Raw genomic sequence first — 22560 nt, 5'->3', positions numbered from 1 at the left:
AAATGCCGCTACAGAACGACCTTACCAATCTATAGCATACAGCAGGCGGCGTCCGTCGTCCGCATTGTCCCATCCGGCTGCCAAACTCAAAAAACTGCCGGGTTAGTCATCCGGCGAGTGTGGGCAGCTTATGGGATCACGACTGTTCGGCCAGATCGATTGGTCCGAAATGCGACCATCCGTGATCTGCGTATGACGATGCGCTGCGGATCGCGCGCGATCTGATGCCGAAAATCCGAGTTCGGTCCGGGTTTGGGTTGGAAGGCAGGCGAGATCCAGCGTCGCTGACCGGCAATCTATGCCAAACGATCGCGCCCGCCGATCGTCTCCGACTCGTTCGCAGGCCCGCCGATCATGTCGAGGGCTAGCAGCAGCAAACTGGCGAGGCGTTCCATTGAAACACCTCGCCAGTTGGCGATCATCCGCGTGCGTGCGCTCGGTCGACCGGTCGTTCTAACGTCTCAGAAGCTGATCCTCACGCCGACGTTGCCGGCATAGGATCGCTGTTGCGAGGACAACACGCCGGTTCCCGTGGCGTAGAGGACCAGCGCGGAGGCGAGCGGCAGTTGGAGTCCGGCCTTGCCGACGAACGCGCTTTGCGAAGGTCGAGCGCCTGCGATCGTGAACGAGGGATCGGCCAGCGCGACAAAATCGACTCCGATGTCGCGGTCGCGGCGAAACTCGTGGAGGTAGCTCGCTTCGATCATCGGCCGCAGCGCGAGGCCGTTCCCGAACGGGACGCTGCCGTCCATCCGCAACCCGACATTCACCGGGAGCGACGTTGTGGTCTGTTTGCCCGCCTGCAACGCCAGCACGCTGCCACGCTCTGCGAACGCATCGGTGTAGAGACGCGCATATTCCACCGCGACGAACGGCGTCAGGTCGAACGACTGGACTGCGATGCGCTGACCGATTTCGCCGCGCAGGCGCAACTCCGCGGCGTCGTACCGTGCGATTTCGGTTTCGCTGGCGACGCTGCCGATCCCGCCCGCGGTCCGCGTCGTACGGATCGCATAATGGCCATAGCCCAGCGACCCGCGGACATACGTGCCCGTCGGCAGCGCGTACGAGGTGTAGGCCGAGACGTGATAGCTCGACGCCTTGCCCTTGGTCGCGCGCGCCGCGGTGTTGAAGCGGGTGTCGAGCCCGCCCGCGACGAAACCGGCACGCCACCCGGTCGAAACTTCACCGTCAAGTCCGATCACGCCACCCCAGCTGTTGCTGCGGCGATCGACCGTACCGTCGGCGTCCCGGCCATCAGTCCATTCCCGACCACCCAGCGGCCCGCCCCAGAGGTGCATCTGGGTGTCGGTCAGGACCGCACGCTGCTGATCGGTCACGGCATCGCCGAATACCCGCCCGGCAAACAATGCCGCGCTGTTCGCATCGGCAAGGCCTTCACCCGACAGGGTGTCGAGCGCTGCAGTACCCGCCGCCGCCGAGTCCTGGCCCGTGGCGTAGACCGTGTTGAGCAACGTTGCCGCACCGGCACCGCTCGCCAACGGCGCCGCGCTTATCAGCGCCGCCGCGACGCGTTGCTGGTTCGCGGTGACCCCGAGTGGACGATAGTCGATATCGGTCCGGTTGAGGTTGAGGCTTGCCGCCGTCGTCGAATAGTCGAGCACAGCGCGCAGGTTGGTGGGAACGCCCGTGACGTTGGCAAAGCTGCCCGAAACCCCACCGCCTGCCGTGACCAGGGCGATGCGCGTGACCGGTAGCGTGCCGACCGAGCCCTGAACCCGCACCGTGCCGTCGAGCTTCGCCGCACCGGATACGACCGTCCGGCTTGCAAGCGCAGGCGATACCGTCTGCACCAGCGTCGCACCGCTGGCGAGCGTGAGCGGACCGTTGATCGTCAGCGTGCCCGGCGTGGTTCCCATGCCGGGTACCAGCGTGCCGCCGCTGTTGACCGTGACGGCGCCCGTGCTGCCTGTGCCACCAAAGACTGCGCCGGTGTTGACGGTCGTCGCCGAGACGATCGAGCCGGTGACGGCAAGCGTTCCGCCATTGACGATCGTCGGGCCGGCATAGCTGTTCTTCCCGGTCAGGGTCAGGCTGCCGGTGCCATTTTTGGTCAGCCCGCCGGTTCCGCCGATATCGTTGCCCCAGCTGTCGGTGGCCGCATAGCCACCCTGCGCGGCGTCCATCGTCACTGCGACCTGGCCGTTGAACGCGCCATAGCCGTCGTTCGCGGCATAGAGGTTCAGCTGGCCCCATCCGTCCAGCGTGTTGCCGGTGAGCACGGGATAGCCCGAGGGGAGGGCGGTGGTCGCGAGGATATCGGTCCGCTGTGCATCGGTCAGATACCCGAACCGCGTCAGCAGCAGCACTTGCGCCTGCACCGGCACATCCGCGGCGGTCATCGCCTTGACCGGACCGACCGGCGCGAAACCGTAGGTCATCTCGGCAAGGTACGTCGCCTTGTTCTGCGCGACGTTGGCATACGGATCGGCGGCGGTTGCGCCAGACGCGTTGGCGGCGGCGATGCATGCCGTCACGGTCGCGGTGCCGCAGGCGGACGCCAGATAGGACTGGGTCTGGGTATAGGCCTGGTAGACCGCATACGCGCTGGCGTTGGCGGGGTTGGTCCAGTCGAGGCGATTGCCCTTCGCATCATACAAGGCCGCGTAGATGTTGGTCGCGGACAGCGCCGTCGCTTCGATCCGGGCACCCATGATGTCGAGCGGCGAATGCATGCCCGCCAGGATGCGGTTGGTGCCCAGGTCCGCCGCGCGCGCGAGCAATTCCTGCCCTTGCTGCGGGATCAGGAACGCCGTGCCCAGCGCCTGCAGCATGCCCGAGTTGGTATGCCCGCTCGGATAGGCGCCGTCTGCATAGGGGTTGGACGAATTGATGATCTGAAGCATCGGGGTCGGTACGTTGACGTCGGTCGTCACGCGGTATGGCCGCGGCGAGGCACCGATGCCGGGAACATATTCGCCGACCTTGAACGTCGCCGCGGTGAACTTGCCCGCGGAATCGAACGTCCCGAAATTGGGTGCGGTGATCGGCTTGCCGCCATTTGCCGCAACCATGTCCGCCGTTACGACGAACCCGCGGACCCACTGCGTCGTGGAGGCGTAAGGCGCTGGCGTCGTAAAGCTCGACAAATACGACGGCACGATGATCGCCGCGGTGTCCGCCAGCGTCAGCGCGCCGCGATTGGTGTTGACGTTGTAGTTGGCGAACCGCGGATCGAGCGGATCGATCGGTGGGTTCTCGCCCTGATACCGCGCGAACGTCCGCTTCGCGGGCTCGGTCGACGAACTCGCGCGGACCGTGTTGTTGATGAACGCGACCGCGGCGGCCAGCGGCGTGGCGGTACCGTTGCCGAACTTCTCGGCGCCGGGGCTGAAGCTGTTGCCGAGATTGATATTGGCGACATAGTCCGCGAGCGTCGCGGTCGCATAGCTGGTCGGGGTAAGCGTGTTCGGCGCCGACCCGCTGGTCGAGGCACCGGCGCCCGCCATGTAAAGGTTGGTCAGCGCGCCCAGGCCATTCAGGATGCTGTACGCCTGATTGGTGCGATCGTCGTGGATCGCCGCGAGGGTCTGGCTCGGCGTGCGCGCGTTGGTCATCGTGACGACGGTCTTGTAGTTCTGCACCATCACTTCGGGATGGTCGCGGATCAGCTTCACATAGCTGTCGAGCAGCTTCGGAACGATGCTGCCGATCGCCGGATTGCTCTCGTTGACGTAGTTGACCGGTGGCGATGTCGGGATCGTCTGCGCCGCGATCGACAGCGGCGTCAGCATCGTCGCCGATGCTGCACAGACCATGAATTTACTCAAAGACACACCATTCCCCTTACGCGTTTCGAAGCGGGGCATGGCATCGTGCGGCGACGGTTTTATGCGACTTATGTTGCAGGTGCGTCATAATGACGGGGGTCGCGGAATGATCGCTTGGGCGGTCAGGTTGCTGGACGATAAGTCCGACATCACGCTAACTGTGACAAAGTGAGTACCGCCAAAGCGGGTGCTTGTGGCGCTCAATTTATCTTCCGCAGTGCGGCGAAAAACTGTCCGATGGCCATTGGACGCCCTCATCAGACCTTCGAGTCATGGCGGGATTGGCCACGCTCAGATGCCGCGTCGGACGTGCCGCAAACGCGTGATCGCCGTCTCACAGAGACCGTCCCGCCGTTCGACGAGGGGCAGCGCACCCTCGTCAAACAGCGGAGCGCTATCAGGCGGCCTTTGCGGCCATCCGTGCGGCGAGCTTTTCTTCCTCGGTCCAGACCTTCCGCTCGCGCGGTGCCTTCGCCGGCTTGACCTGCTTGACCGGACCGCCACCCAGCACGGGGGCGCGCTTAGTCGAATGGCGCGCCACTTCGCAGTGCCATTCGTGATCGTCCTGGACGGTCAGGGTGCGACCGATCTCGCGCTCGACGTCGTGCAGCCAGGCACGCTGCTCGGCGTCGCACAGCGTGATCGCAAACCCACTGCGACCGGCGCGACCGGTGCGGCCGATCCGGTGGACATAGCTTTCCGGGAGGCTGGGCAGGTCGTGGTTGAACACGTGCGTCACGGTGTCGACGTCGATCCCGCGCGCGGCGATATCGGTCGCGACAAGCACCTGGACGGTACCGGCGCGGAAGGCGTCGAGCGCACGCTCGCGCTGCCCCTGCGACTTGTTGCCGTGGAGCGCCTCGGCAGTGATGCCGGCCTCGCCGATGAACGCGCAGACATCGTTGGCGATGTTCTTCTGCAACGTGAAGACGACCGCCTGACCCATGTCGGGGGTCTTGAGCAGTGCCAGCAGCGCCGCTTTCTTGTCGGTCGCATCTAGGAACATCACCGACTGGTCGATCCGGTCGACGGTGGTCGACGGCGGGGCGATCTCGACCTTCGCCGGATCGCGCAACAGGCTCTCGGCCAGCGCCGCGATCGACTTCGGCATGGTCGCAGAGAACAGCAACGTGTGGCGATCCGTCGGCAGCGTCGCGACGAGCCGCTCGATCGGCTTGGCAAAGCCCATGTCGAGCATCTGGTCGGCTTCGTCGAGCACCAGCGCCTCGAGCTGCGACAGGTCGCAGAGCCCCTGATCGACCAGATCCAGCAAGCGCCCCGGTGCGGCGACGATGATGTCGACCCCTGCTTCGAGCGCCTTGACCTGATGGAACTGGCTGACGCCGCCGAAGATCGTCATCACGCTCGGCTTTAGATGGCGACCGAAGCTCTCGAACCCTGCGGCGATCTGCGACACGAGTTCACGCGTCGGCGCGAGTACCAGGATGCGCGCGCCGCCCTTGGGCGCAGGGCGGGGGTCGGCAGCGAGGCGATGCAGCAGCGGCAGCGCGAAGGCGGCGGTCTTGCCCGTGCCGGTCTGCGCCATGCCGAGCATGTCGCGTCCCTGCAGCAGCATCGGGATCGACTGCGCCTGGATCGGGGTGGGGTGGGCATAGCCTTCCTCAGCTAGCGCCTGCAGCAAAAACGGCGCGAGGGAGAGATCGGCAAAGGTCATGGTCATGGTCACGCGGCGCCTCCAGCGCTGAGCTAAACTGCGCCTTGTAGGCAAGCATCTTGTGAGCGCGGGCTGGTAGGTGCGATGCTGCACTGCGTCAATGTCGAAAGCGAGACGCGGGTGGTTGCGGTGACGCACGGCCTGAGCCAGACCCGAGGCTTACCGGCCGGGTTGCTGATCCCGCCAGATCCAGCGCAACACGTCAGGCAGGATCGATCCGCCGTCGGCGTCCGAATGCGTGCCCTCGGTCCAGGCATGGTTGATGGCGTACCGCGGCCCCGCGTGCTTTTCCGCGTCCGCATGCGCATTGGCCCATTCGAGCGCTTTCAGCATCTGCTGGTTCGCAAGGAACCAGTTGCCGTGTTCGTTATCCAGGTCGTTTCGTCCGTCCTGAAGAAAGACGCGCAAGGGGCGGATCGCGCTTTTCCGGATCAGGCCGGGATAGGTATCCCCGCCATAAGCCTGCGGCGTACCGTCCGGGCGGAGCTTCAGGCCGATCGACGTATAGCTGCCGATGAAGCTTATCACGTTGCCGAACGCGTCCGGATGGCGCCACGCGACGGTCCATGCTGCGATCGCACCACTCGACGTGCCGCCGATCGCGCGTCGCTTCGGATCCGCCGAAAACCGCCATCGCCGCGCCACGGCGGGCAGCAACTCGTCCAGCGTCATCCGGGCATAGGCGTCGGAAACCGCGTCATATTCCTCCGGCCGATGGTCCGGGTTCTGCATGCCGAGCGTATCGGGATACCGGGCGGAGACATTGCCTGGCGTGACGAACACGCCCAGCGTCTGCGGAATGGCCTTCTGCTCGATCAGCGTGTCGAGAACCGCGGGAAGCTTCAGCGACCCTTCCGGGTTGACCGCGCGCTGACCATCCTGGAACAGCAGCAGATTGGGTGGCCTCGACGCGTCGTAGCCTGCTGGCACATACACCCAATAGCGCCTGACCGTGCCCAGATAGACCCGGGAGTGAAGTTCGAACGGGCCCTCGACCCTGCCGTGCGCCAGCGAAGTTTGAGCCACGGCGTCGGCCACCCTGACGGCAGCTACCGACGTCGTACCCGATGCCAGCGCCAGCAACATCGTCGCCATGATGATCGTCCGCATCGCCGTTCCCCAATCGTCGGAGCGGTTCTACCACACGGGGATCGGCAAGATAGACGGGGTAATCGATCGCGCCCTCGGACCTCCGCCACACTCGACGCTAGCTTAGAGTCGTCAGCCGCGAATGGGTTAGGTCAAGGCGGTCCATACGACGGGCGCGCGCTTGTCGGAACGCCTGGTGCGAGCGCCGCATCAACTCATCATTTGCCGTCGCCGCTGCGAGCGCATCGGTGCAGGTCCCACGCCGCCATCGCGTGCCTGATTGCGGCGCGGATCGTTTCCGCAGGGATACCGTCGCGCGCCTGGATCGAGATACCGAGCACCAATCCATCGTACAGCGCGACCAGTCCTGCGACGTCGGCACCGGGGTCGAGATCGCCTGCGTTCACGCCAGCGGTGATACACCGACGCAACGCTCGCCGTGTGGCGTCGCGCTCGGTTCGGGTCAGGGCACGCGTCGATGCACTGGCTTCCGACGAGATCGTCGCCGACAGTGTGATCATGCAGCCCAGCGGGTGCGCGACGTCGGTCTGTACCGCAACCGACCCGATCAATGCTTGTTCGAGCCGCGCGCGCGGCGGGACCCGTTCGTCATCGAGCGCGTCGATGATGCTGCCATGCCGATCCAGGTACCGTGCCAGCGCTTCCCGGTAGAGCGCTTCCTTCGAGCCGAACGCCGCGTAGAAACTTGCCGACGAGATGTCGCCCATTGCGTGGCGCAGCGTCAGCAGGGACGCACCCTCATACCCGTGCTCCCAGAACAGGTGCATCGCGCTGTCCAGCGCCGCATCCCGGTCGAAACCACGCGGTCGTCCGCTCCGTGCCATAAGTCTTCGCTCCCGACGTTATGGACTAATCGATCCATTATTCGTTGACAAGCCGCGTTCGGTCGTCGACTGCACTGGACCAGTCGATCCAGAAGTGAGTATTTCGTGCGTCCAAATCCTATTCCGACCGACGTCGGCGCGAGCGAGACGCTGCCGATCTCAGCCTTGCTGGCGCTGGCGATGACCGGCTTCACCGCGATCCTGACCGAGACGCTGCCCGCCGGTCTGTTGCCGCACATGGCAGCGGGGCTGGACGTATCGGAGTCGCTCGCGGGGCAGACGGTCACGGTCTATGCGGTCGGGTCGCTGCTCGCGGCGATCCCGCTGACGCTGTACACGCAAGGCTGGCGTCGCAAGCCGACGCTGCTGGTCGCGATCGTCGGGTTCCTGCTCTTCAACTGCGTGACCGCGGTGTCGACTTCCTACGCGCTGACGCTGGTCGCGCGGTTCATGGGCGGCGTCGCGGCGGGGCTCGGCTGGGGGATCATCGCCGGCTATGCGCGGCGGATGGTCGTCGCGCCGTTGCGCGGCAAGGCGCTGGCGATCGCGATGGTCGGTACGCCGCTTGCGTTGTCGATCGGCGTTCCGCTGGGGGCGATGCTGGGCACCACGCTTGGCTGGCGCATGGCGTTCGGGCTGATGTCGATCACGACGCTGGTCCTGATCGGCTGGGTGCTGTGGCAGGTGCCGGATTTCCCCGGACAGCCGGCGGAGGAGCGACTGTCGATCGCGCGGGTCTTCCGCACGCGCGGCGTACGCACCGTGCTCGTCACGCTGTTCGCGTGGATCACCGCGCACAACATCCTCTATACCTACATCGCGCCGGTCGCCGCATTGTCGGGCGTGCAGGGCAGGCTCGACCTGCTGCTACTAGGGTTTGGCGTTGCCGCGCTGATCGGCATTTGGGTAACGGGCGTGCTAACGACCGGGCCTTGCGACAGCTGGTGTTGGTCAGTTTGACGGCGCTCGCGGCGGTATCGCTCGCCCTCGGGCTGTTTGCGGCCCGCCCCGTCGTGACGATCGCGGCGACGATCCTCTGGGGCCTGTCGTTCGGCGGCGCCGCGACGCAGCTCCAGACCGCGCTGGCCGATGCTGCGGGGGACGGCGTCGATCTGGCGAACGCAATGCTGACGACGACGTGGAACGGCGCGATCGCCGCGGGCGGGATCGTTGGCGGCGTGATGCTCGACCATCTCGGCGCCGGGTCGCTCGCCTGGGCCGTGTTGGCGCCGACGTTGCTGGCGCTCTGGCTCGCATCGCGCGCCCACCGCCACGCCTTCAAGCCCGGCCCAAGGGCATTCGATTGATGCGCCGGTCGCGCGCCTAACTCAGGGGATTTCGATGAAAGCCTATCAAATCGGCGCGCAGGACGGCATCGACGCGCTCGTCGCAACGACCCGGCCGGACCCAGTTGCCGGCCCCGGCGAGGCGCTGGTCGCACCGCGTCTCGTCGGGCTCATCAGCCGCGACGTACAACTCTTGCGCGGTACCTATGGTCCTCGCCAACCCGAGACCCGCATCCCGATGTCCGAAGGCGTCGGCGAGGTCATCGCGATCGGGGAGGGCGTGACCGAGATCGCGGTCGGCGACCGCGTCGTCTGCGGCCATTTCGCGAGCTGGCGCGACGGCGCGTTCCGGGCGGACGTCTTTGCGCACGATATCGGCATCACGCATGACGGCTGGCTGGCCGAGCGCATCGTCCTGCCCGCGGCGGCGCTCATCCGGGTGCCCGATGCGCTGGCCGATGCCGATGTCGCCGGGCTTGCGTCCGCGGCGCTGACGGCCTGGAACGCGCTGGTCGAGATCTGTCACGTCGAGGCTGGCGACACCGTTCTGTGCCTCGGCACCGGCAGCGTCTCGCTTGCCGCGCTGAAGATCGCCAAGGCACGCGGTGCCCGGGTCGCGATCACCTCGTCCCACGATGCGAAACTTGAGACGGCGCGGACGCTCGGGGCGGACATCAGTGTCAACTACCGGACCTCCCCCGATTGGGCAGCCGAGGTGATTGCCAAGACGGACGGCAAGGGTGCCGACATCGTGATCGAAACCGGCGGCGTCGATACACTGGGCCAGTCGATCGCTGCGGCCGCGGCAAACGCACGGATCATCGTCGTCGGCGTGTCGCCGGGCGAAGGGCCGGCGATCCCCGATTATCTGTCGCTCATCATCAAGAACGTGACGATCCGCGGCATCGCCAACGGCAGTCGCGCGATGTTCGTCGACCTGCTCGACGCGATGGTGGCGAACGGAATAACGACGGTGGTCGACCGGACCTTCGCCTTCGACGACGCGCCGGAAGCCGTCCGCTACTTCGCCGCCGCCAAGCATCTCGGCAAGGTGATGATCGCGTTCTGATCGCGCGCACCCGCCGACATCACGCGATCCTGTCGGCAAAGGCGCGAGGCACGCGAACGACTGTGCCATGGCGCGCGTTTTCGGGAAACCGGATGCGCGCGCTCTCGTCGGTCCAGTGGACGAAATCCGTGGTCGAGGCGCCACCGAAGCGATGCTGCTCGTATACGTCGTAATAGACCATGTAGCGGTCGCCGAGCCGTATCGCCGTCGATCCCTCCGTCATCGGTTTGGTGAACGGCGCGCTGACTGGCCCGAACGGACCGGTCGGCGAGGCCGCGGACCGGCTGACCAGCCACCGCCGCGTTTCGGTGTCATGCGTCTCGTCCTTGTAGATTAGTCGCAACCCGCCGTCGGCCAGCTTCAGCCAGGTGAAGTCGATCGAGTCGGTCCCGGGATCGAACAACAACTTGGTCGGCGTGAACGTACGGAAATCCTTGGTGCGCGTATAATAAGGACGCAGCTTGATCCCCGCGAACTTTTCGCCCGCAGTCGCCCCGAAACGGCCGTCGATGCTGCTCGACCACATGATGACGAAGTCGCCCCGCGCGCGATCGTAGATCGCCTCGGGCGCCCAGCTGTTACGGACGCCGACAAAGCCTTTCATCACCGGAATGGTCTGTTGCGGCGACCAGTGCATCAGGTCGCGCGACGTGGCGTGGCCTATGACGGGGCCGAACTAGTCGCTCGTCCAAACGAGATGCCAGAGCCCGTCCGGTCCCTGCAACAGGTTGGGATCGCGCATCAGCCTGTTCTCGCCGACCATCGGCGTCAGGAAGCCACGACCATTGCCCAGCGCGCGAAAGACATACCCGTCGTCGCTGCGGGCTAGCTTGAGCCCCTCGCGACCCTCATCCTTGTCGGTGAAATAGCTGAGCAAGAACACGTCGTCTGGCGCGGGACGCGCGGAGACGGGCAGGGCGGCACACCCGATTGCAGCACCGATACCGGCAAGGGCCGTACGCCGGTCGATGAAGTCCATGGTCGAATGCTCCGATACGGCGCATGCGCCCGAGTTCAACGATCAGTGTGACAGCTGGATCGGTCATGTAAAGCACGCAGCACTCGGAGTACTCCGCGGCGGGCATAGCCCTACCGCCGATCACGCCCGCATCGCGTACCGTCGACAATGTTCCAGATACCCTGCCTCATGGCTTCCCGCCAATGACACGACGCTCTCCCACAGCCAGTTCGGCGCATCGATCGCGCCGCGACGGTCCGCATCGAGCACGCTCGCCCATTCGTGGCGCGTGTCCGTATCCATCTGGCGTGCGTGCGCCTTGCCGACAACGAAGGCGAGATACCGCGCCGCCTTTACGGCCTGTCCCGCGCTGAACTGCTCGACCTCGAGCTTCAGGTCCTGCGGCGACAGTTCGCGAACGAACAGCGACCGATCGAGCGCACGCGCCGCGACCATCCGGCTACCGAGGTGAGGAGACAGCGCGCGCGCAGCCTCGACGACGCGCGCAGCCTGGTCGGTCGGCATCTTCGCACCCTTTGCGGCAGGCGCGATCGGTGTCGTCGCTTCCTTCAAGTCGATCAGCGCATAGTCCGATCGCCCCTTCGCGTTCTTCAGCCCGACCAGTGCCGCAAACCGCAGCAGCCCGAGCGAACTGCACCCCTTCATCCAGTAGGCGGCGTCGACCAGCCGGACGGTCCGATCCCGGTCCTTCGCGTCGAGCGAGAGAACCAGCGCTGCGACGTCCGGCTCGGTGACCAGTTCGGCGAGCGCATCGCGTTCGGATTGCTCCAGCGGCCAGAACTTGTCGCCGAGCGGGATCATCGGTTCCTGCGTCGCGAACCGCTCCTTGGCGAGGTGCCGCCAGCGGCGTCCGAGCGCGCGACGCTTGACGCTGCGGACCGCCTCGGGCTCGGGTCCGGCATCGTTGCTCGCGGGATCGGCCATCGCGCTGGCATAGCCGGTGACCATCTCCTCGATCATGTGCGCGGTCGTCACGCCGGGCAGGTCGGAGCCTCGCGCCGCGGTCGCGAGCGACAGGCCGAGGCGGATCAGGTCGTGCGCCGGGTTGCCGATCACCGCCTGGTCGAGGTCGCGGATCTGGATCGCGATCCGTCCGCCACCATCGTTGATCGGGCCGAGGTTACCGAGATGGCAGTCGCCGCAGATCCAGATCGCCGGCCCCTGCGGAACGCGTCGCGACGCGGCTGACTCGTCGAGCCATTCGTAGAACTTGGTCGTGTTGCCCCTGACATAGGCATGGGTCGAGCGCGCCATCTTCAGCTGGCGCTTGGCGGCCAGGATAGCCGGTCGCTCGGCCAGTGTCGGTTTCGTCATATCGGTCCTTTGTGCCGCGACGGACGGTCCGTCGGGCAGAATATGCGCGTTACGCTCGGTGGACTTGATGCGGCCAGCTCAACGGTAGCCGGCCGCAGATCGCTTACGAAAAGCCGACGACCGCATGCGGGACATAGGGTTCTTCCAGCCGCGCGATCTCGCGGTCGGTAAGGCCCAGTTCGAGCGCCGCGATCGCATCGTCGAGATGCGCGGTCTTCGACGCACCGATGATCGGCGCGGATACCTCCGGTTTCGCCAGCACCCAGGCGAGTGCCACCTGTGCCCTCGGCACGTCGCGCTCCTTGGCGATCGTCGCGACCGTCTCCACCACCTTGCGGTCAGCGTCGACGGTATGCGCGTACAGCGTCTTGCCGAACTCGTCGGTCTGCGAACGCCCGGTGGTCTCGTCCCAGTCGCGCGTCAAGCGTCCGCGGGCGAGCGGGCTCCAGGGGATCACGCCGACCCCTTCGGCGTCGCACAGCGGCAACATCTCGCGCTCTTCCTCCCGGTACAGCAGGTTCAGATAATCCTGCATCGTCGCGAACCGCGTCCAGCCATTCGCCTCGCTGACGTGCAGCATTGTCGCGAACTGCCACGCGAACATTGACGACGCACCGATATACCGCGCCTTGCCTGCCTTCACGACGTCGTGCAGCGCCTCCAGCGTTTCCTCGATCGGCACGTCGTAATCGAACCGGTGGATCTGGTAGAGATCGACATAGTCGGTGCCGAGGCGCGAGAGACTGGCATCGATCTCGGCCATGATCGCCTTGCGACTGAGCCCGGCGCCGTTAGGGCCCGGACGCATCCGCCCGTGCACCTTGGTGGCGATCACCACTTCGTCGCGACGCGTGAAGTCCTTCAGCGCACGACCGACGATCTCCTCCGACGTGCCATCCGAATAGACGTTGGCGGTGTCGAAGAAGTTGATCCCCGCCTCGACCGCGGCGCGCAGGATCGGCCGGCTGGTTTCCTCGTCGAGCGTCCAGGCGTGATTGCCGCGATCAGGGATGCCGTAGGTCATGCAGCCCAGGCAAAGCCGCGAAACGTCCAGGCCGGTGCTGCCGAGTTTGGTGTAGTCCATGGTTCGTCTACCTCAGAGGTTCACGTGCCGAACGAACGGCACCGCCATGCGGTCCGGTATGAGCGGCGCGATTGCGGAAACGCAGCGTCGCGGATTTTGACGTACGCGGCAAACACGCGAAGAATGCAACGATCATGGTCGTCCGTCGTTCGCCCTGCATCCCCAAACTACACCGAAGGACCGATATGTTCGGACACAAGAAGAAGGTGCGCTATGCCGTCGTCGGCGGTGGCCAGATTTCGCAGCAGGCGTTCATGCCGGGCATCGGTCGCACCGACAATTCGGAACTCGCGGCATTGGTCACGGGCGATCCGGTCAAGGCGGACAAGCTCGCCAAGCTCTACGGTATCAAGGCATGGACTTACGAGCAGTATGACGTGCTGCTCAAGTCGGGCGAGATCGACGCCGTCTATGTCGCGACGCCGAACTTCCTTCATCTGCAATACGCGGTTCCCGCGCTCGAAGCGGGCATTCACGTCCTGCTCGAAAAGCCGATGGCGTCCAGCGTCGCCGAAGCCGAACAGATCATCGGCGCGCAGAAGAAGGGCGGCGGCAAGCTGATGATCGCCTATCGCCTCCACAACGAACCGGGCACGGTCGAGATGATCACCCGCGCCCGCGACGGCGAGTTCGGCGAGTTGTGCAGCTTCGTTTCGGTGTTCGCGCAGAATGTCGCTGAGGCCAATTCGCGCGGTCACAACGGTTACTGGGGCGGTCCGGTGCCGGACATGGGGACGTACCCGCTCAACGCAGTCCGCAACCTGTTCGGGCAGGAGCCCATCGCCGTGCATGCGATCGGTACGAAGACCCCCGGGCGCGGCTTCAACTTTCATGACACCGTAGCCGTGACCCTGCGTTTCCCCGACGAACGCGTCGCACAGTTCAGCGTCAGCTACGCCACCGCATCGGCCGAGTTCTTCGAGCTCGTCGGCACGAAGGCGAGCATCCACGCGTCGCCCGCCTTCATGTTCGGGCCGAAGATCGGCATCACCTATGTCGAGAAGACCAGCGCCGGCAGCAAGACGCACAGCTTCGATCCGGTCGAACAGTTCGGCAACGAGACGCAGTATTTCTCGAACTGCATCCTCGAGGATCTCCAGCCCGAAGCCGACGGCGAGGAAGGCCTGTTCGACATGCGTGTCCTGGCCGCGATCGAGCGATCGCTCGACACCGGCGAGACCGTGACGCTCGAACCGGCTTCGCGAAGCCGCCATGTCGAACCGGACCAGGCGCTCAAGCTCAAGCCGGCGAAGGAACCCAGCGAGGACGAGATGATCAGCATCATCCCCCAATCGGCATGATCGACGCCGGCATCCGTTTCCTTCGCCGCGATGACCAGCGGGGCAGGGGACCGATGCCGGGCGATTGCCGTGGTGCTTCGGCGAAGGTCGTTTTCCGGTGACAGAGCCGCGCTGCGTGATCGGTACCGCCGGCTGGAGCATACCGGCCGCGGATCGGCCGAACTTCCCCGAAACCGGCACCGCGCTACAGCGTTACGCGGCCGTGATGCACGGTGTCGAAGTGAACTCGTCCTTCCACCGGCCACACCGGCAATCGACTTGGGCTCGATGGGCCGCCAGCGTTCCCGACGATTTCCGGCTCGTGGCAAAGATACCCAGGTCGATCAGCCACGATCTTCGCCTGCACGACGCCGCCGCGCCGCTTGATCGCTTTCTCGACGAGGTGTCCGGCCTGGGTGGCAAGCTTGCGCTCCTCCTCCTGCAACTACCGCCAAGCCTCGCCTTCGATCATGCGACGGTCACTCGCTTTCTTGCGGACGTCGGCGAACGAACCGATACCAAGATCGTGTGCGGACCGCGCCACGCCAGCTGGTTCGAGCCCGATGCCGACAGCCTGTTAGCGACCCAGAAAGTGGCGCGGGTCGCTGCCGATCCCGCGCGCATCCCGGCGGCGGCACGTCCGGGTGGCTGGCGCGGGCTCACGTATTACCGGCTGCACGGATCGCCGGACATGTACCGAACCGCGTACGGACTCGACCGCCTACGCGACTATGCGCGCCTGCTTGCCGAGGACCACGCAGCAGGGCGCCCGGCATGGTGCATGTTCGACAACACGGCCGCCTCTGCGGCGCTGGGAGATGCGCTTCAGTTGACCGAACTGGTCGACGCATCGTCGGACGGCAGGGCGGGCTAAAGCCCGATCTTCGCCAGCGCGGCGGACAATTCCGCATTCGACCCAGTGTCGTCCTTGGAAGAAAGCCGGTTCAGCACGGTCTGGACGCGCGTTTGCGCGACCTGAAGCGTCTTGTGCCGCACCTCACGCGTGGCGTTGGTCCGCCAGGATGCACTCTCCCCCAGCAATGCCGCCCATTTGGCCTCTTCCGCGGCCAAGATTGCCAGCGCCAGCCGCAACCCGTCTCGCCGGCCATGCGCATACTCGTTCGACATCAAGCGGTTTTCTCCCTGCGACCCGACACCATTCACCGTCACCGCCAATCAATAGGCCGAGCGCCCGGTTAAGGGCTACCCGATACCAATGGTCAGTCCGCCTTGATGCTGTAGCGCGCATACCGCCTGTCGACGCTCGGTAGAAGCCGCCGTGCAATCGCGAATTCCTTCGTCGCTTCAGGTCGCCGGTCCGATTTCGCCAACACGATTCCGCGCATGAAATGGCTTTCCGCCTGATTGGGCGTCGACGCCAGCACTGCGTCGAGATCGGCCAGCGCCTGCTCGTACTTTCCGAGCCGATACCAGACCATTGCCCGGCTATCGAGCGGACCACTCGTGTCGGTGCTCAACTCGATCGCCCCGGTACAGTCTTTCAACGCGCTGTCGATCATGACCATGCGCGTTCCCTTGGCCCAGCATCGTGCGTTCATCAGCGATGGCGAACCCGGCTTGTCTGCGATCAGGCTGTCGAACAACAGGAGTGCTGCGGTGACGTCGCCATATTCTCCGAGCAGGCCGGCCTTGGCTTCGCGAAACGCGTTGCGCATGCTGCCGCCCAGCGCGATGCGCTGATCGAGCAGCGCCAGCGCGCCGGGCATATCGCCGCCTTCGGCCTTCAGGTCGCTGAGCTGGCCGATCGCCTGTTGCGACGAAGGATCCAGGGCACGCGCTGCTTCCGCGTCCTTGAGCGCCGCTGCCATGTCGCCCAGCTCGTGCGACTCCGTCGAGCGTTGGAGATAGAGATCGATCGTCGGGGTGATCGCGATCGCGTGCGTCAGGTCGGCGACGGCACCGCGACGATCCCCCACGCCGCTTCTGAGCGACGCACGGCTGGTATAGCCGCTGGCTTCGTCGGGATCGTCGGCGATCGACTTCGCAAAGATCGCCTCGATCGCCTTGAGTTGCGTGGCACCGGGCGGGTCGCTGGCGTTGATGTCCCAGCGACGCCGCGTGTCGGCCGAGGCGACGATACGTGGCGCGCGGGCCTTCGCGGTCGTCAGGGCATCGCGCTCCGCCGGAATGCGGGCAACCGCGATCTCGCCGCCGACCGTGTCGATCCGCTCGTCGAGCGTGAACATACCGTTCGCCAGGCTTGCGCTGCGAACGATGTCATACCCGGCGATGTTCGCCTTGAGATCGGGTTCTCCCTCCAGCGCGAAGGCGCGGCCACCGTCGGGAAGGCGCAACCGCAAGCGATAGCGCATGCCGTCGGGCTGGTTGACCAGAACGGGGACGGCTGCCCAGGTGGCCTTGCTGCGGTCGGGATCGAAATTGACCTGATCGATCAGCCTGTCGACCGCGCGCTTGCGGCGACGGTCGTCGGTCGTCCAGATCGTGCTCGTCGCGCCGCGTGCCTTCAACGTGACCGCACCGGTGATCGGATCGGACGTGATCGACGTATCGACGAACTGTCCCTCGCCTAGGAAGCCCTGCAGGAACTGCCCGACGGCCTGGCGCTGCTCCTTCTCGCCCAATTGAGTCTTGGCCATCGTCAGCATCGCCGCCGGTCGCCCGTGGACGATCGCCGTCGCCTCGAACGCGCTGGGCAGGTCGACGCTGGCGGTTTCGTCCGCCTCGACGATCAGGTCGATCACCGGACGCGCATTCGCGTGCGTAGCGATCCTGAGCAGCGCGGCACCGTCGGCGCGAATCGGCAGGACATAGCCGACGTCGGGCGTGTCGTGGATATCCGCAAGCCTCGAACCGGCGCCCGTCCCATCGAGCCACAGGGTCTGCCCGTCGATCGTCGCCTTCACGAAGACATGGTTGAAAGCCGCCGCGCTCGGCAGCCTCTCGGTCACGAAGTCCCCCGATCCGACGGCGGCGAGGACTGGCTCGGCATCGATCCCCATCGCCCGCAGCATCGACAGCAACAGCACGGTCTTCGCCTTGCAGTCGCCGTAGCGAACCTCCCACGTCCGGGCAGGTTTCTGCGGAACATAGTTCCCGCCGTCCATCCCGACGGCAAGATAGCGGATTTTGTCCTGGACGAGTTCCAGCGCGCGTTCGGCCCTGCCGATCGGCGTCGCATCCGCCTTCATGATCGCGTCGACCTCGGTCCGCAACGGGGAGCCGGGCGCGATGGCGTTGGCTTCCGCGCCATAAAGTGGTGCGAAGGTCTTCGAGACGTCCGCCCAGTCGGCGAATGTGGCGAATTCGATCATCGGCGGATGCCGGAACCGACTTGGCGCATCTTGCGGCATCTCGACCGGCTTTGGTGCGGGCAGGGCCAGGTCGAGCACGGTGTATTGCCCGTCGCGGATCGGCACGGCCTTGACGCCGTCGGCCTCCAGCTTCCAGCGCGGTGGCGTCGCGGTCGGCCACGATATGCGTGCGCGGGCAAAGGCAACCCGCGCGGGCAGGGCGATCATCGGAACGACGTTCTGCACGCGGCCACCCAACGCGGCGTCTTTCGATGTCGTCGACGCCCGCAGCCGCAGGATGTCGCCGACCTGAAGACCTTCGACCGCCAGCGTCGCCGTCAGGATACCCGTCAATTCGCGCTGTTCTAGCGCCTGTTCGCGTCGCAGGACCGTGAACTTCTGACCGTTCGCCAGCAAGTCGATACGCTGGCTCCCGCGCCAGATCGCCAGTTCGTGAACGATGATGTCGCCCTTGTCCGGCGCCCAGGGCAAGGCGAGCGACGTCGCCTGCGCCAGCATCTCCGGCGACGTGATGTGCGACGCGACATCTATGTAGGACCACAGCCGCCCGTCCTCGATGCGTTGTTGCGTATCGAAGATCACCAGCGCCGGCGTATCTCCGCCTGTCTTCGCCGCGTCAGGCAGCACGGCCGGAATGATCCAGCTGGGCGCGGGCTGATACAAGGGAAGGTCGCTGGCCTGCGCCGCAGACGTCGCCATGCACCCCAGCGACACCGCCGCAACCACTATACTTCGCACAATTCGGCCCCCCGATAGTCCCCGCGATAACGATATCGGCAAATTCGTCCGCAAGCCCAGAGAAATCGAAGATCGATGATCGACACGCGCAAATCGCCATCACTGTAAGTCGACTCTTGCCGCATCTCGGGAGACGGGATCGATCCGCCAGCTCTCTATTCCGCGGGCAAGTGATCGCTCTTGGGCGGCGTCGGTTCACCGATCGCGTCCAGCATCGCCGTGATCCGCCGAAACTCGTCCCGCAGTGCCGGCACGGCATGGTCGATGAACGCGCGAACGACACCCCGGCTTCCCCGGTCCGGATGAAACACGAGGTGCGCCGGCTGCGGTGGTGGCTCGAATGCTGTCAGGACAGTGACGAGGCGGCCTGTCGCTAGGTCTTCCGCCACCTGATATCCCCGGGTGCGCACCAGCCCGAGGCCGCGAACCGCCGCATCGATACCCGCGCCCGCATTGTTCAGGCTCAGGCGGGTCCGAACCCGGATCGAGCGGACGCGGGCGCTCTCGGCTTCCGATCCGAACGACCAGAGTTCGCCATCGCCTTCGACGTTCAAGCCGATGCAATCGAACCGGCCCAGATCCTGCGGCGTCGCCGGTATGCCGCACCGCGCGATATAGTCGGGCGAGGCGCAGACGAGCGTGCGAACGTCGCCAAGCTTGGTCGCAGTCATCGTCGAGTCGGGCAGCGGTGCGAGCCGAACCGCCATGTCCACGCCTTCGCCGATCAGATCGACGAGGCGGTTGACCAGCAACACGCGCGCACTGGTCGACGGCTCGCGGCGCAGGAACGTTTCGAGCACCGGCATCACCTTCAGCCGTCCGAAGAGTTCCGGGGCGGTCAGGACGAAACTGCCACGCATCGGACCTTCAGACGGGGAGGGCGCGATGTCGCCGAGCCGCAGCAGCACGTCGCGCCATACTGCCACGTGCCGTTCCCCCGCCGACGTCAGGTGCAGCCGACGCGTCGACCGGAGCAATAGCGCTTCGCCGGCAATGCCCTCCAGCAACGCGATGGCGCGCGTCACGCTGGCAGCAGACCGACCATGCCGACGCCCGGCGGCGGCTAGCGATCCCTCATCTACCGAGGCCACGAACAATTTCATCGCATCTAGCCGGTCCATCGTTGCGGATCCTGCAACTGACCCTACCGGCATGCAAGCATTATGATCCGTGTTGAAACGATTATCTGGAGTATTCAACGAAGGACAACGCCATGAGAACGAACCTGACTACGCCGACCCGCCGAGGTGTCATGTCTGCCTTGGCCACGGGTCCTGCAGTCCTGGCGGCGGCGCGCACGACCGTCGCGGACGCTGCGCGTGTCGCCACATCACCGAAGAATGCGGCAGCGGCATCCGTCCGGTATCGCAGGCAGAAAGTCGGCGACGTCGACCTGTTCTACCGAGAGGCAGGGCCGGTCGACGCGCCGGTCATCCTGCTTCTCCACGGGTTCCCGACGGCGAGCCACATGTTCCGCGACCTGATCCCGCAACTGGCCGACCGGTTTCGGGTCATCGCGCCGGACCTGCCCGGGTTCGGCCAGACCAAGGCGCCGCCGCGCGGGACATTCGCCTATACGTTCGATGCCTTGGCGACCGTGGTCGGCGGTTTCGGCGAGGCACTCGGCCTGACGCGGTACGCGCTCTACATCTTCGATTATGGCGCGCCTGTCGGTCTGCGTCTCGCGATGCGCCATCCCGAACGCGTCTCAGCGATCGTTTCGCAGAACGGCAACGCGTACGTCGAGGGCTTCAGCGACCAATGGGGACCGTGGGAGGCGTATTGGCGCGATCCGAGCGCAAGCAACCGCGAAGCCTGCCGGTCTTCTCTCGAGCCCGACACGATCCGGAACTGGCAATACGGCACCGGTGCCGATCCGCTCCGACTATCACCCGACGGCTACGAGCTCGACATCGCCTATATGGCGCGACCGGGTGCGGACGAGATCCAGCTCGACCTGATCCTCGACTACCGGACCAACGTCGCACTCTATCCCGCCTTCCAGGCGTATCTGCGCAAACATCGTCCGGCCTTGCTGGCAGTCTGGGGCCGGCATGACCCGGCGTTCCTGCCAGCCGGCGCCACGGCGTATCGCCGCGACGTCCCGGACGCGGAGGTCCACCTTCTCGACACCGGCCACTTCGCGCTGGAAACGCACCATGCCGAGATCGCGGCGTTGATGCGCGACTTCCTCGCACGGAGGACCTGAGACGATCCCGACGCGTGGCTGCAAAGTCAGCCGCGTTCGGGCTCGGTCGCCGTTTCGCGCGCCGCAAGCCAGGTGGCGAACGGCGTCGCTTCCATCGGGCGGGCGAACCAGAAGCCCTGCGCCTCCTCGCAACCGAGCTGCGTCAGGATAGCGGCTGCCTCTGCGGTCTCGATCCCCTCGGCCACCACGCGGTAGCCGAGCTTGTGGGCCAGCCCGATCATCGTCTCGACGAGGACGAAATCGGGTCCGGCGGCTTCGGTGAGGTTGCGCATGAACGCCTGGTCGATCTTGACGATCCGGGCGGGCAGGCGCTGAAGATAGGCGAGGCTGCTGTGTCCCGTCCCGAAATCGTCGATCGCAAGGCAAATGCCCGCTTTCGCCAGTTCGCGCAGCATCGCCAGCGCTTGGTCGGGCTGATCCATGATGGCGCTTTCGGTCAGCTCGATCTCCAGCCGCTCGGGCCGCAGATCGCGCTTGAACAAGGCAAGTTGGATCCGGTCGATCAGATCCGCCTCGCCGAGATTGGCGGCGGAGATGTTGACCGACAGGACCGGCGCGATCCCAGCACAATTCCAGGCCGCCATCTGATCCATCGCCGCATCGATCACCCACTGCGTCGTCGCGCGCGCCAGCGAGGTCTCTTCGATGATCGGGATGAACTCGGCGGGCGATACCTCGCCCAGTCGAGGATGCCGCCAGCGCAGCAACGCTTCCGCGCCCAGGCACCGTCCCGTGGCGAGCTCGATCCGTGGCTGGTACACCAGTCGCAACTGGTCGCCGGCTTCGAGTGCGGCGCCGAAATCCTGCAACAGGCCGTATTGCCGGCGGTGGGCGATGTCGTTGGCGGGCGAATGCAGCGCGATCGCGCCATCGGCGTTGCGTGCGTCCTGTGCAGCGCTGGCCGCCCCCCTCAGCACGTCGTCGGCCGAAACGCTGCCGATCACGAACGACCGGACGCCGATCGCGACGTTCGTGACGAAGCGTACCGACGACGTGGCATGCATCGTCTCGAAGCTCGACCGGAGCAGCGAAACATAGGCCAGTTCCTCGACACCCGGCGGCGATATGAACGCGAACTGCGCACTGCCAACCTGATACGCAACCCGACCGGGTCCCAGCGCCACGCGCAGCGCCTGCGACGCCTCCCGAATGAAATCGTCGCCGCGGGCAACACCCAACGCGCGCACGATCCGGCTGATCTGATCTTCGCGCGCCATGTCGACCACCACCGCGAACCGGTGCTCGCCCGGATGGTCCCGCTCCAGATCCATCAGGTCGTCGCGGAACTGGTTCCGGGTCGGCATGCCGGTGACCGGATCGATCCGTCCGAAGGCGTGCTGCAGCTCGATCTGCGCCATCACCATCGCCGCCAGATCGACCAGCGCGGCAAGCTCGGCCTCGGTCGCCTTGCGCGGTTCGGTCCCCAATACGCAGAGTGAGCCGAGGCCATAGCCATCGCTGGTGACCAAAGGTGCGCCCGCATAGAAGCGCGTTCCGGCACGGCCAAGCACGCTGTCGGCGTAACACGCGTCGGCTTGGAAATCCTCGATGACGAGCGGCTGGGTCGACTCGGCGACCTGCGCGCATGGGGCCTTGTCGCGCGGGATGCTGCGATGCTCGACGCCGACGCGCGACTTGAACCATTGCCGGTCGCGATCCGTCAACGACACCGCAGCCACTGGCAATCCGAAGATCTGGCTGGCCATCCGGGTTATCCGATCGAATCCCTCGCTGGCTGGGGTATCGAGCAACTTCAGCTGGTACAGGGCGTCCAGCCGAGCCTCTTCGTGATGGTCGCGCACACGATTCCTTTCACGTTCCCCTCTATAATCAAAACCTTAATGGTTTAATCCATGTCAGACTAGATAAATGAAACCTAGGTTTATCTAGCGCTACTCGGGCGGGGCC

The 22560-nt window shown here is 65.6% G+C and carries 18 protein-coding genes; 6 read left to right on the top strand and 12 right to left on the bottom strand.

Translation table 11 applies throughout. From position 1 onward, the window contains the following. Positions 1–461 precede the first annotated feature (461 nt). The 4 genes from J4O76_RS13175 to J4O76_RS13160 form a co-directional block, all read right to left on the bottom strand. Positions 462–3797, bottom strand: a complete 3336-nt coding sequence (locus tag J4O76_RS13175; protein WP_426282307.1) for an autotransporter domain-containing protein — start codon at positions 3795–3797, stop codon at positions 462–464. Positions 3798–4188: 391 nt separating this feature from the next. Further along, complete coding sequence (locus tag J4O76_RS13170) at positions 4189–5472, bottom strand: DEAD/DEAH box helicase (RefSeq protein WP_107953091.1); 1284 nt, start codon at positions 5470–5472, stop codon at positions 4189–4191. A 153-nt stretch (positions 5473–5625) separates the two neighbouring features. Further along, positions 5626–6576, bottom strand: coding sequence for an alpha/beta hydrolase (locus tag J4O76_RS13165; protein ID WP_426282306.1), 951 nt, complete (start codon positions 6574–6576; stop codon positions 5626–5628). Positions 6577–6773: 197 nt separating this feature from the next. Further along, positions 6774–7400, bottom strand: coding sequence for a TetR/AcrR family transcriptional regulator (locus J4O76_RS13160; RefSeq protein WP_426282304.1), 627 nt, complete (start codon positions 7398–7400; stop codon positions 6774–6776). Positions 7401–7505: 105 nt separating this feature from the next. Between J4O76_RS13160 and J4O76_RS13155 the strand changes: the two genes are divergently transcribed. From J4O76_RS13155 to J4O76_RS13145, 3 genes are read left to right on the top strand one after another with little or no spacing between them, the layout of a single operon-like run. After that, positions 7506–8360 carry an MFS transporter gene (locus tag J4O76_RS13155; RefSeq protein WP_426282303.1) on the top strand — a complete coding sequence of 285 codons (855 nt, stop codon included), beginning with the start codon at positions 7506–7508 and terminating at the stop codon, positions 8358–8360. Continuing rightward, positions 8333–8707 (top strand): hypothetical protein, encoded by a 375-nt coding sequence (locus tag J4O76_RS13150; protein ID WP_426282301.1) that lies wholly within the window; start codon positions 8333–8335, stop codon positions 8705–8707. The genes J4O76_RS13155 and J4O76_RS13150 overlap by 28 nt, the downstream gene beginning before the upstream one ends. Before the next feature lie 34 nt (positions 8708–8741). After that, positions 8742–9755, top strand: coding sequence for a zinc-dependent alcohol dehydrogenase family protein (locus tag J4O76_RS13145; protein WP_426282299.1), 1014 nt, complete (start codon positions 8742–8744; stop codon positions 9753–9755). A gap of 19 nt (positions 9756–9774) precedes the next feature. Here J4O76_RS13145 and J4O76_RS13140 read toward each other — a convergent pair whose 3' ends face one another. The 4 genes from J4O76_RS13140 to J4O76_RS13125 all read right to left on the bottom strand — a co-directional run bounded on the left by J4O76_RS13140 (position 9775) and on the right by J4O76_RS13125 (position 13132). Next, a complete protein-coding gene (locus tag J4O76_RS13140) occupies positions 9775–10392 on the bottom strand; it encodes a hypothetical protein (protein ID WP_426282297.1) in 618 nt (205 codons plus the stop codon). Positions 10393–10431: 39 nt separating this feature from the next. Then, positions 10432–10734, bottom strand: coding sequence for a hypothetical protein (locus J4O76_RS13135; protein WP_426282296.1), 303 nt, complete (start codon positions 10732–10734; stop codon positions 10432–10434). 120 nt (positions 10735–10854) lie between these two features. Further along, positions 10855–12048 carry a DUF2252 family protein gene (locus tag J4O76_RS13130; protein WP_426282295.1) on the bottom strand — a complete coding sequence of 398 codons (1194 nt, stop codon included), beginning with the start codon at positions 12046–12048 and terminating at the stop codon, positions 10855–10857. A gap of 103 nt (positions 12049–12151) precedes the next feature. Continuing rightward, positions 12152–13132: an aldo/keto reductase gene (locus J4O76_RS13125; protein ID WP_426282294.1), complete on the bottom strand. Its 981-nt coding sequence runs from the start codon at positions 13130–13132 to the stop codon at positions 12152–12154. 185 nt (positions 13133–13317) lie between these two features. On the opposite strand from J4O76_RS13125, the gene J4O76_RS13120 reads away from it, so the two are divergent. Continuing rightward, a complete protein-coding gene (locus tag J4O76_RS13120; protein ID WP_426282292.1) occupies positions 13318–14433 on the top strand; it encodes a Gfo/Idh/MocA family protein in 1116 nt (371 codons plus the stop codon). A 97-nt stretch (positions 14434–14530) separates the two neighbouring features. Continuing rightward, positions 14531–15286, top strand: coding sequence for a DUF72 domain-containing protein (locus tag J4O76_RS13115; RefSeq protein WP_426282291.1), 756 nt, complete (start codon positions 14531–14533; stop codon positions 15284–15286). Here the strand turns inward: J4O76_RS13115 and J4O76_RS13110 are convergent. The 3 genes from J4O76_RS13110 to J4O76_RS13100 all read right to left on the bottom strand — a co-directional run bounded on the left by J4O76_RS13110 (position 15283) and on the right by J4O76_RS13100 (position 19564). After that, entirely contained in the window at positions 15283–15540 is a 258-nt protein-coding gene (locus J4O76_RS13110; protein WP_426282290.1) for a hypothetical protein, read from the bottom strand. The genes J4O76_RS13115 and J4O76_RS13110 overlap by 4 nt on opposite strands. A gap of 92 nt (positions 15541–15632) precedes the next feature. Next, on the bottom strand, positions 15633–18443 hold the full coding sequence (locus tag J4O76_RS13105) for a DUF3857 domain-containing protein (protein WP_426282289.1): 2811 nt from the start codon (positions 18441–18443) through the stop codon (positions 15633–15635). A 155-nt stretch (positions 18444–18598) separates the two neighbouring features. Further along, complete coding sequence (locus J4O76_RS13100) at positions 18599–19564, bottom strand: LysR family transcriptional regulator (protein ID WP_426282287.1); 966 nt, start codon at positions 19562–19564, stop codon at positions 18599–18601. Positions 19565–19656: 92 nt separating this feature from the next. Here J4O76_RS13100 and J4O76_RS13095 point away from each other — a divergent pair, with 92 nt between their 5' ends. Next, complete coding sequence (locus J4O76_RS13095) at positions 19657–20652, top strand: alpha/beta fold hydrolase (protein ID WP_426282286.1); 996 nt, start codon at positions 19657–19659, stop codon at positions 20650–20652. A 26-nt stretch (positions 20653–20678) separates the two neighbouring features. Here J4O76_RS13095 and J4O76_RS13090 read toward each other — a convergent pair whose 3' ends face one another. Further along, entirely contained in the window at positions 20679–22454 is a 1776-nt protein-coding gene (locus tag J4O76_RS13090) for a putative bifunctional diguanylate cyclase/phosphodiesterase (RefSeq protein ID WP_426282285.1), read from the bottom strand. Positions 22455–22560 lie beyond the last annotated feature (106 nt).

Origin of the sequence: Sphingomonas sp. NFX23 (assembly GCF_049887795.1) — a bacterium.
GTDB lineage: Bacteria > Pseudomonadota > Alphaproteobacteria > Sphingomonadales > Sphingomonadaceae > Sphingomonas.
This window is presented reverse-complemented; position numbering and strand designations above follow the sequence as displayed.

Bases quoted from the DNA above. Each gene is read 5' to 3' on its own strand.
- J4O76_RS13170 (WP_107953091.1), bottom strand. From the start codon at position 5,472: ATGACCATGACCTTTGCCGATCTCTCCCTCGCGCCGTTTTTGCTGCAG.
- J4O76_RS13165 (WP_426282306.1), bottom strand. From the start codon at position 6,576: ATGCGGACGATCATCATGGCGACGATGTTGCTGGCGCTGGCATCGGGT.
- J4O76_RS13160 (WP_426282304.1), bottom strand. From the start codon at position 7,400: ATGGCACGGAGCGGACGACCGCGTGGTTTCGACCGGGATGCGGCGCTG.
- J4O76_RS13145 (WP_426282299.1), top strand. From the start codon at position 8,742: ATGAAAGCCTATCAAATCGGCGCGCAGGACGGCATCGACGCGCTCGTC.
- J4O76_RS13140 (WP_426282297.1), bottom strand. From the start codon at position 10,392: ATGCACTGGTCGCCGCAACAGACCATTCCGGTGATGAAAGGCTTTGTC.
- J4O76_RS13135 (WP_426282296.1), bottom strand. From the start codon at position 10,734: ATGGACTTCATCGACCGGCGTACGGCCCTTGCCGGTATCGGTGCTGCA.
- J4O76_RS13130 (WP_426282295.1), bottom strand. From the start codon at position 12,048: ATGACGAAACCGACACTGGCCGAGCGACCGGCTATCCTGGCCGCCAAG.
- J4O76_RS13125 (WP_426282294.1), bottom strand. From the start codon at position 13,132: ATGGACTACACCAAACTCGGCAGCACCGGCCTGGACGTTTCGCGGCTT.
- J4O76_RS13120 (WP_426282292.1), top strand. From the start codon at position 13,318: ATGTTCGGACACAAGAAGAAGGTGCGCTATGCCGTCGTCGGCGGTGGC.
- J4O76_RS13110 (WP_426282290.1), bottom strand. From the start codon at position 15,540: ATGTCGAACGAGTATGCGCATGGCCGGCGAGACGGGTTGCGGCTGGCG.
- J4O76_RS13100 (WP_426282287.1), bottom strand. From the start codon at position 19,564: ATGGACCGGCTAGATGCGATGAAATTGTTCGTGGCCTCGGTAGATGAG.
- J4O76_RS13095 (WP_426282286.1), top strand. From the start codon at position 19,657: ATGAGAACGAACCTGACTACGCCGACCCGCCGAGGTGTCATGTCTGCC.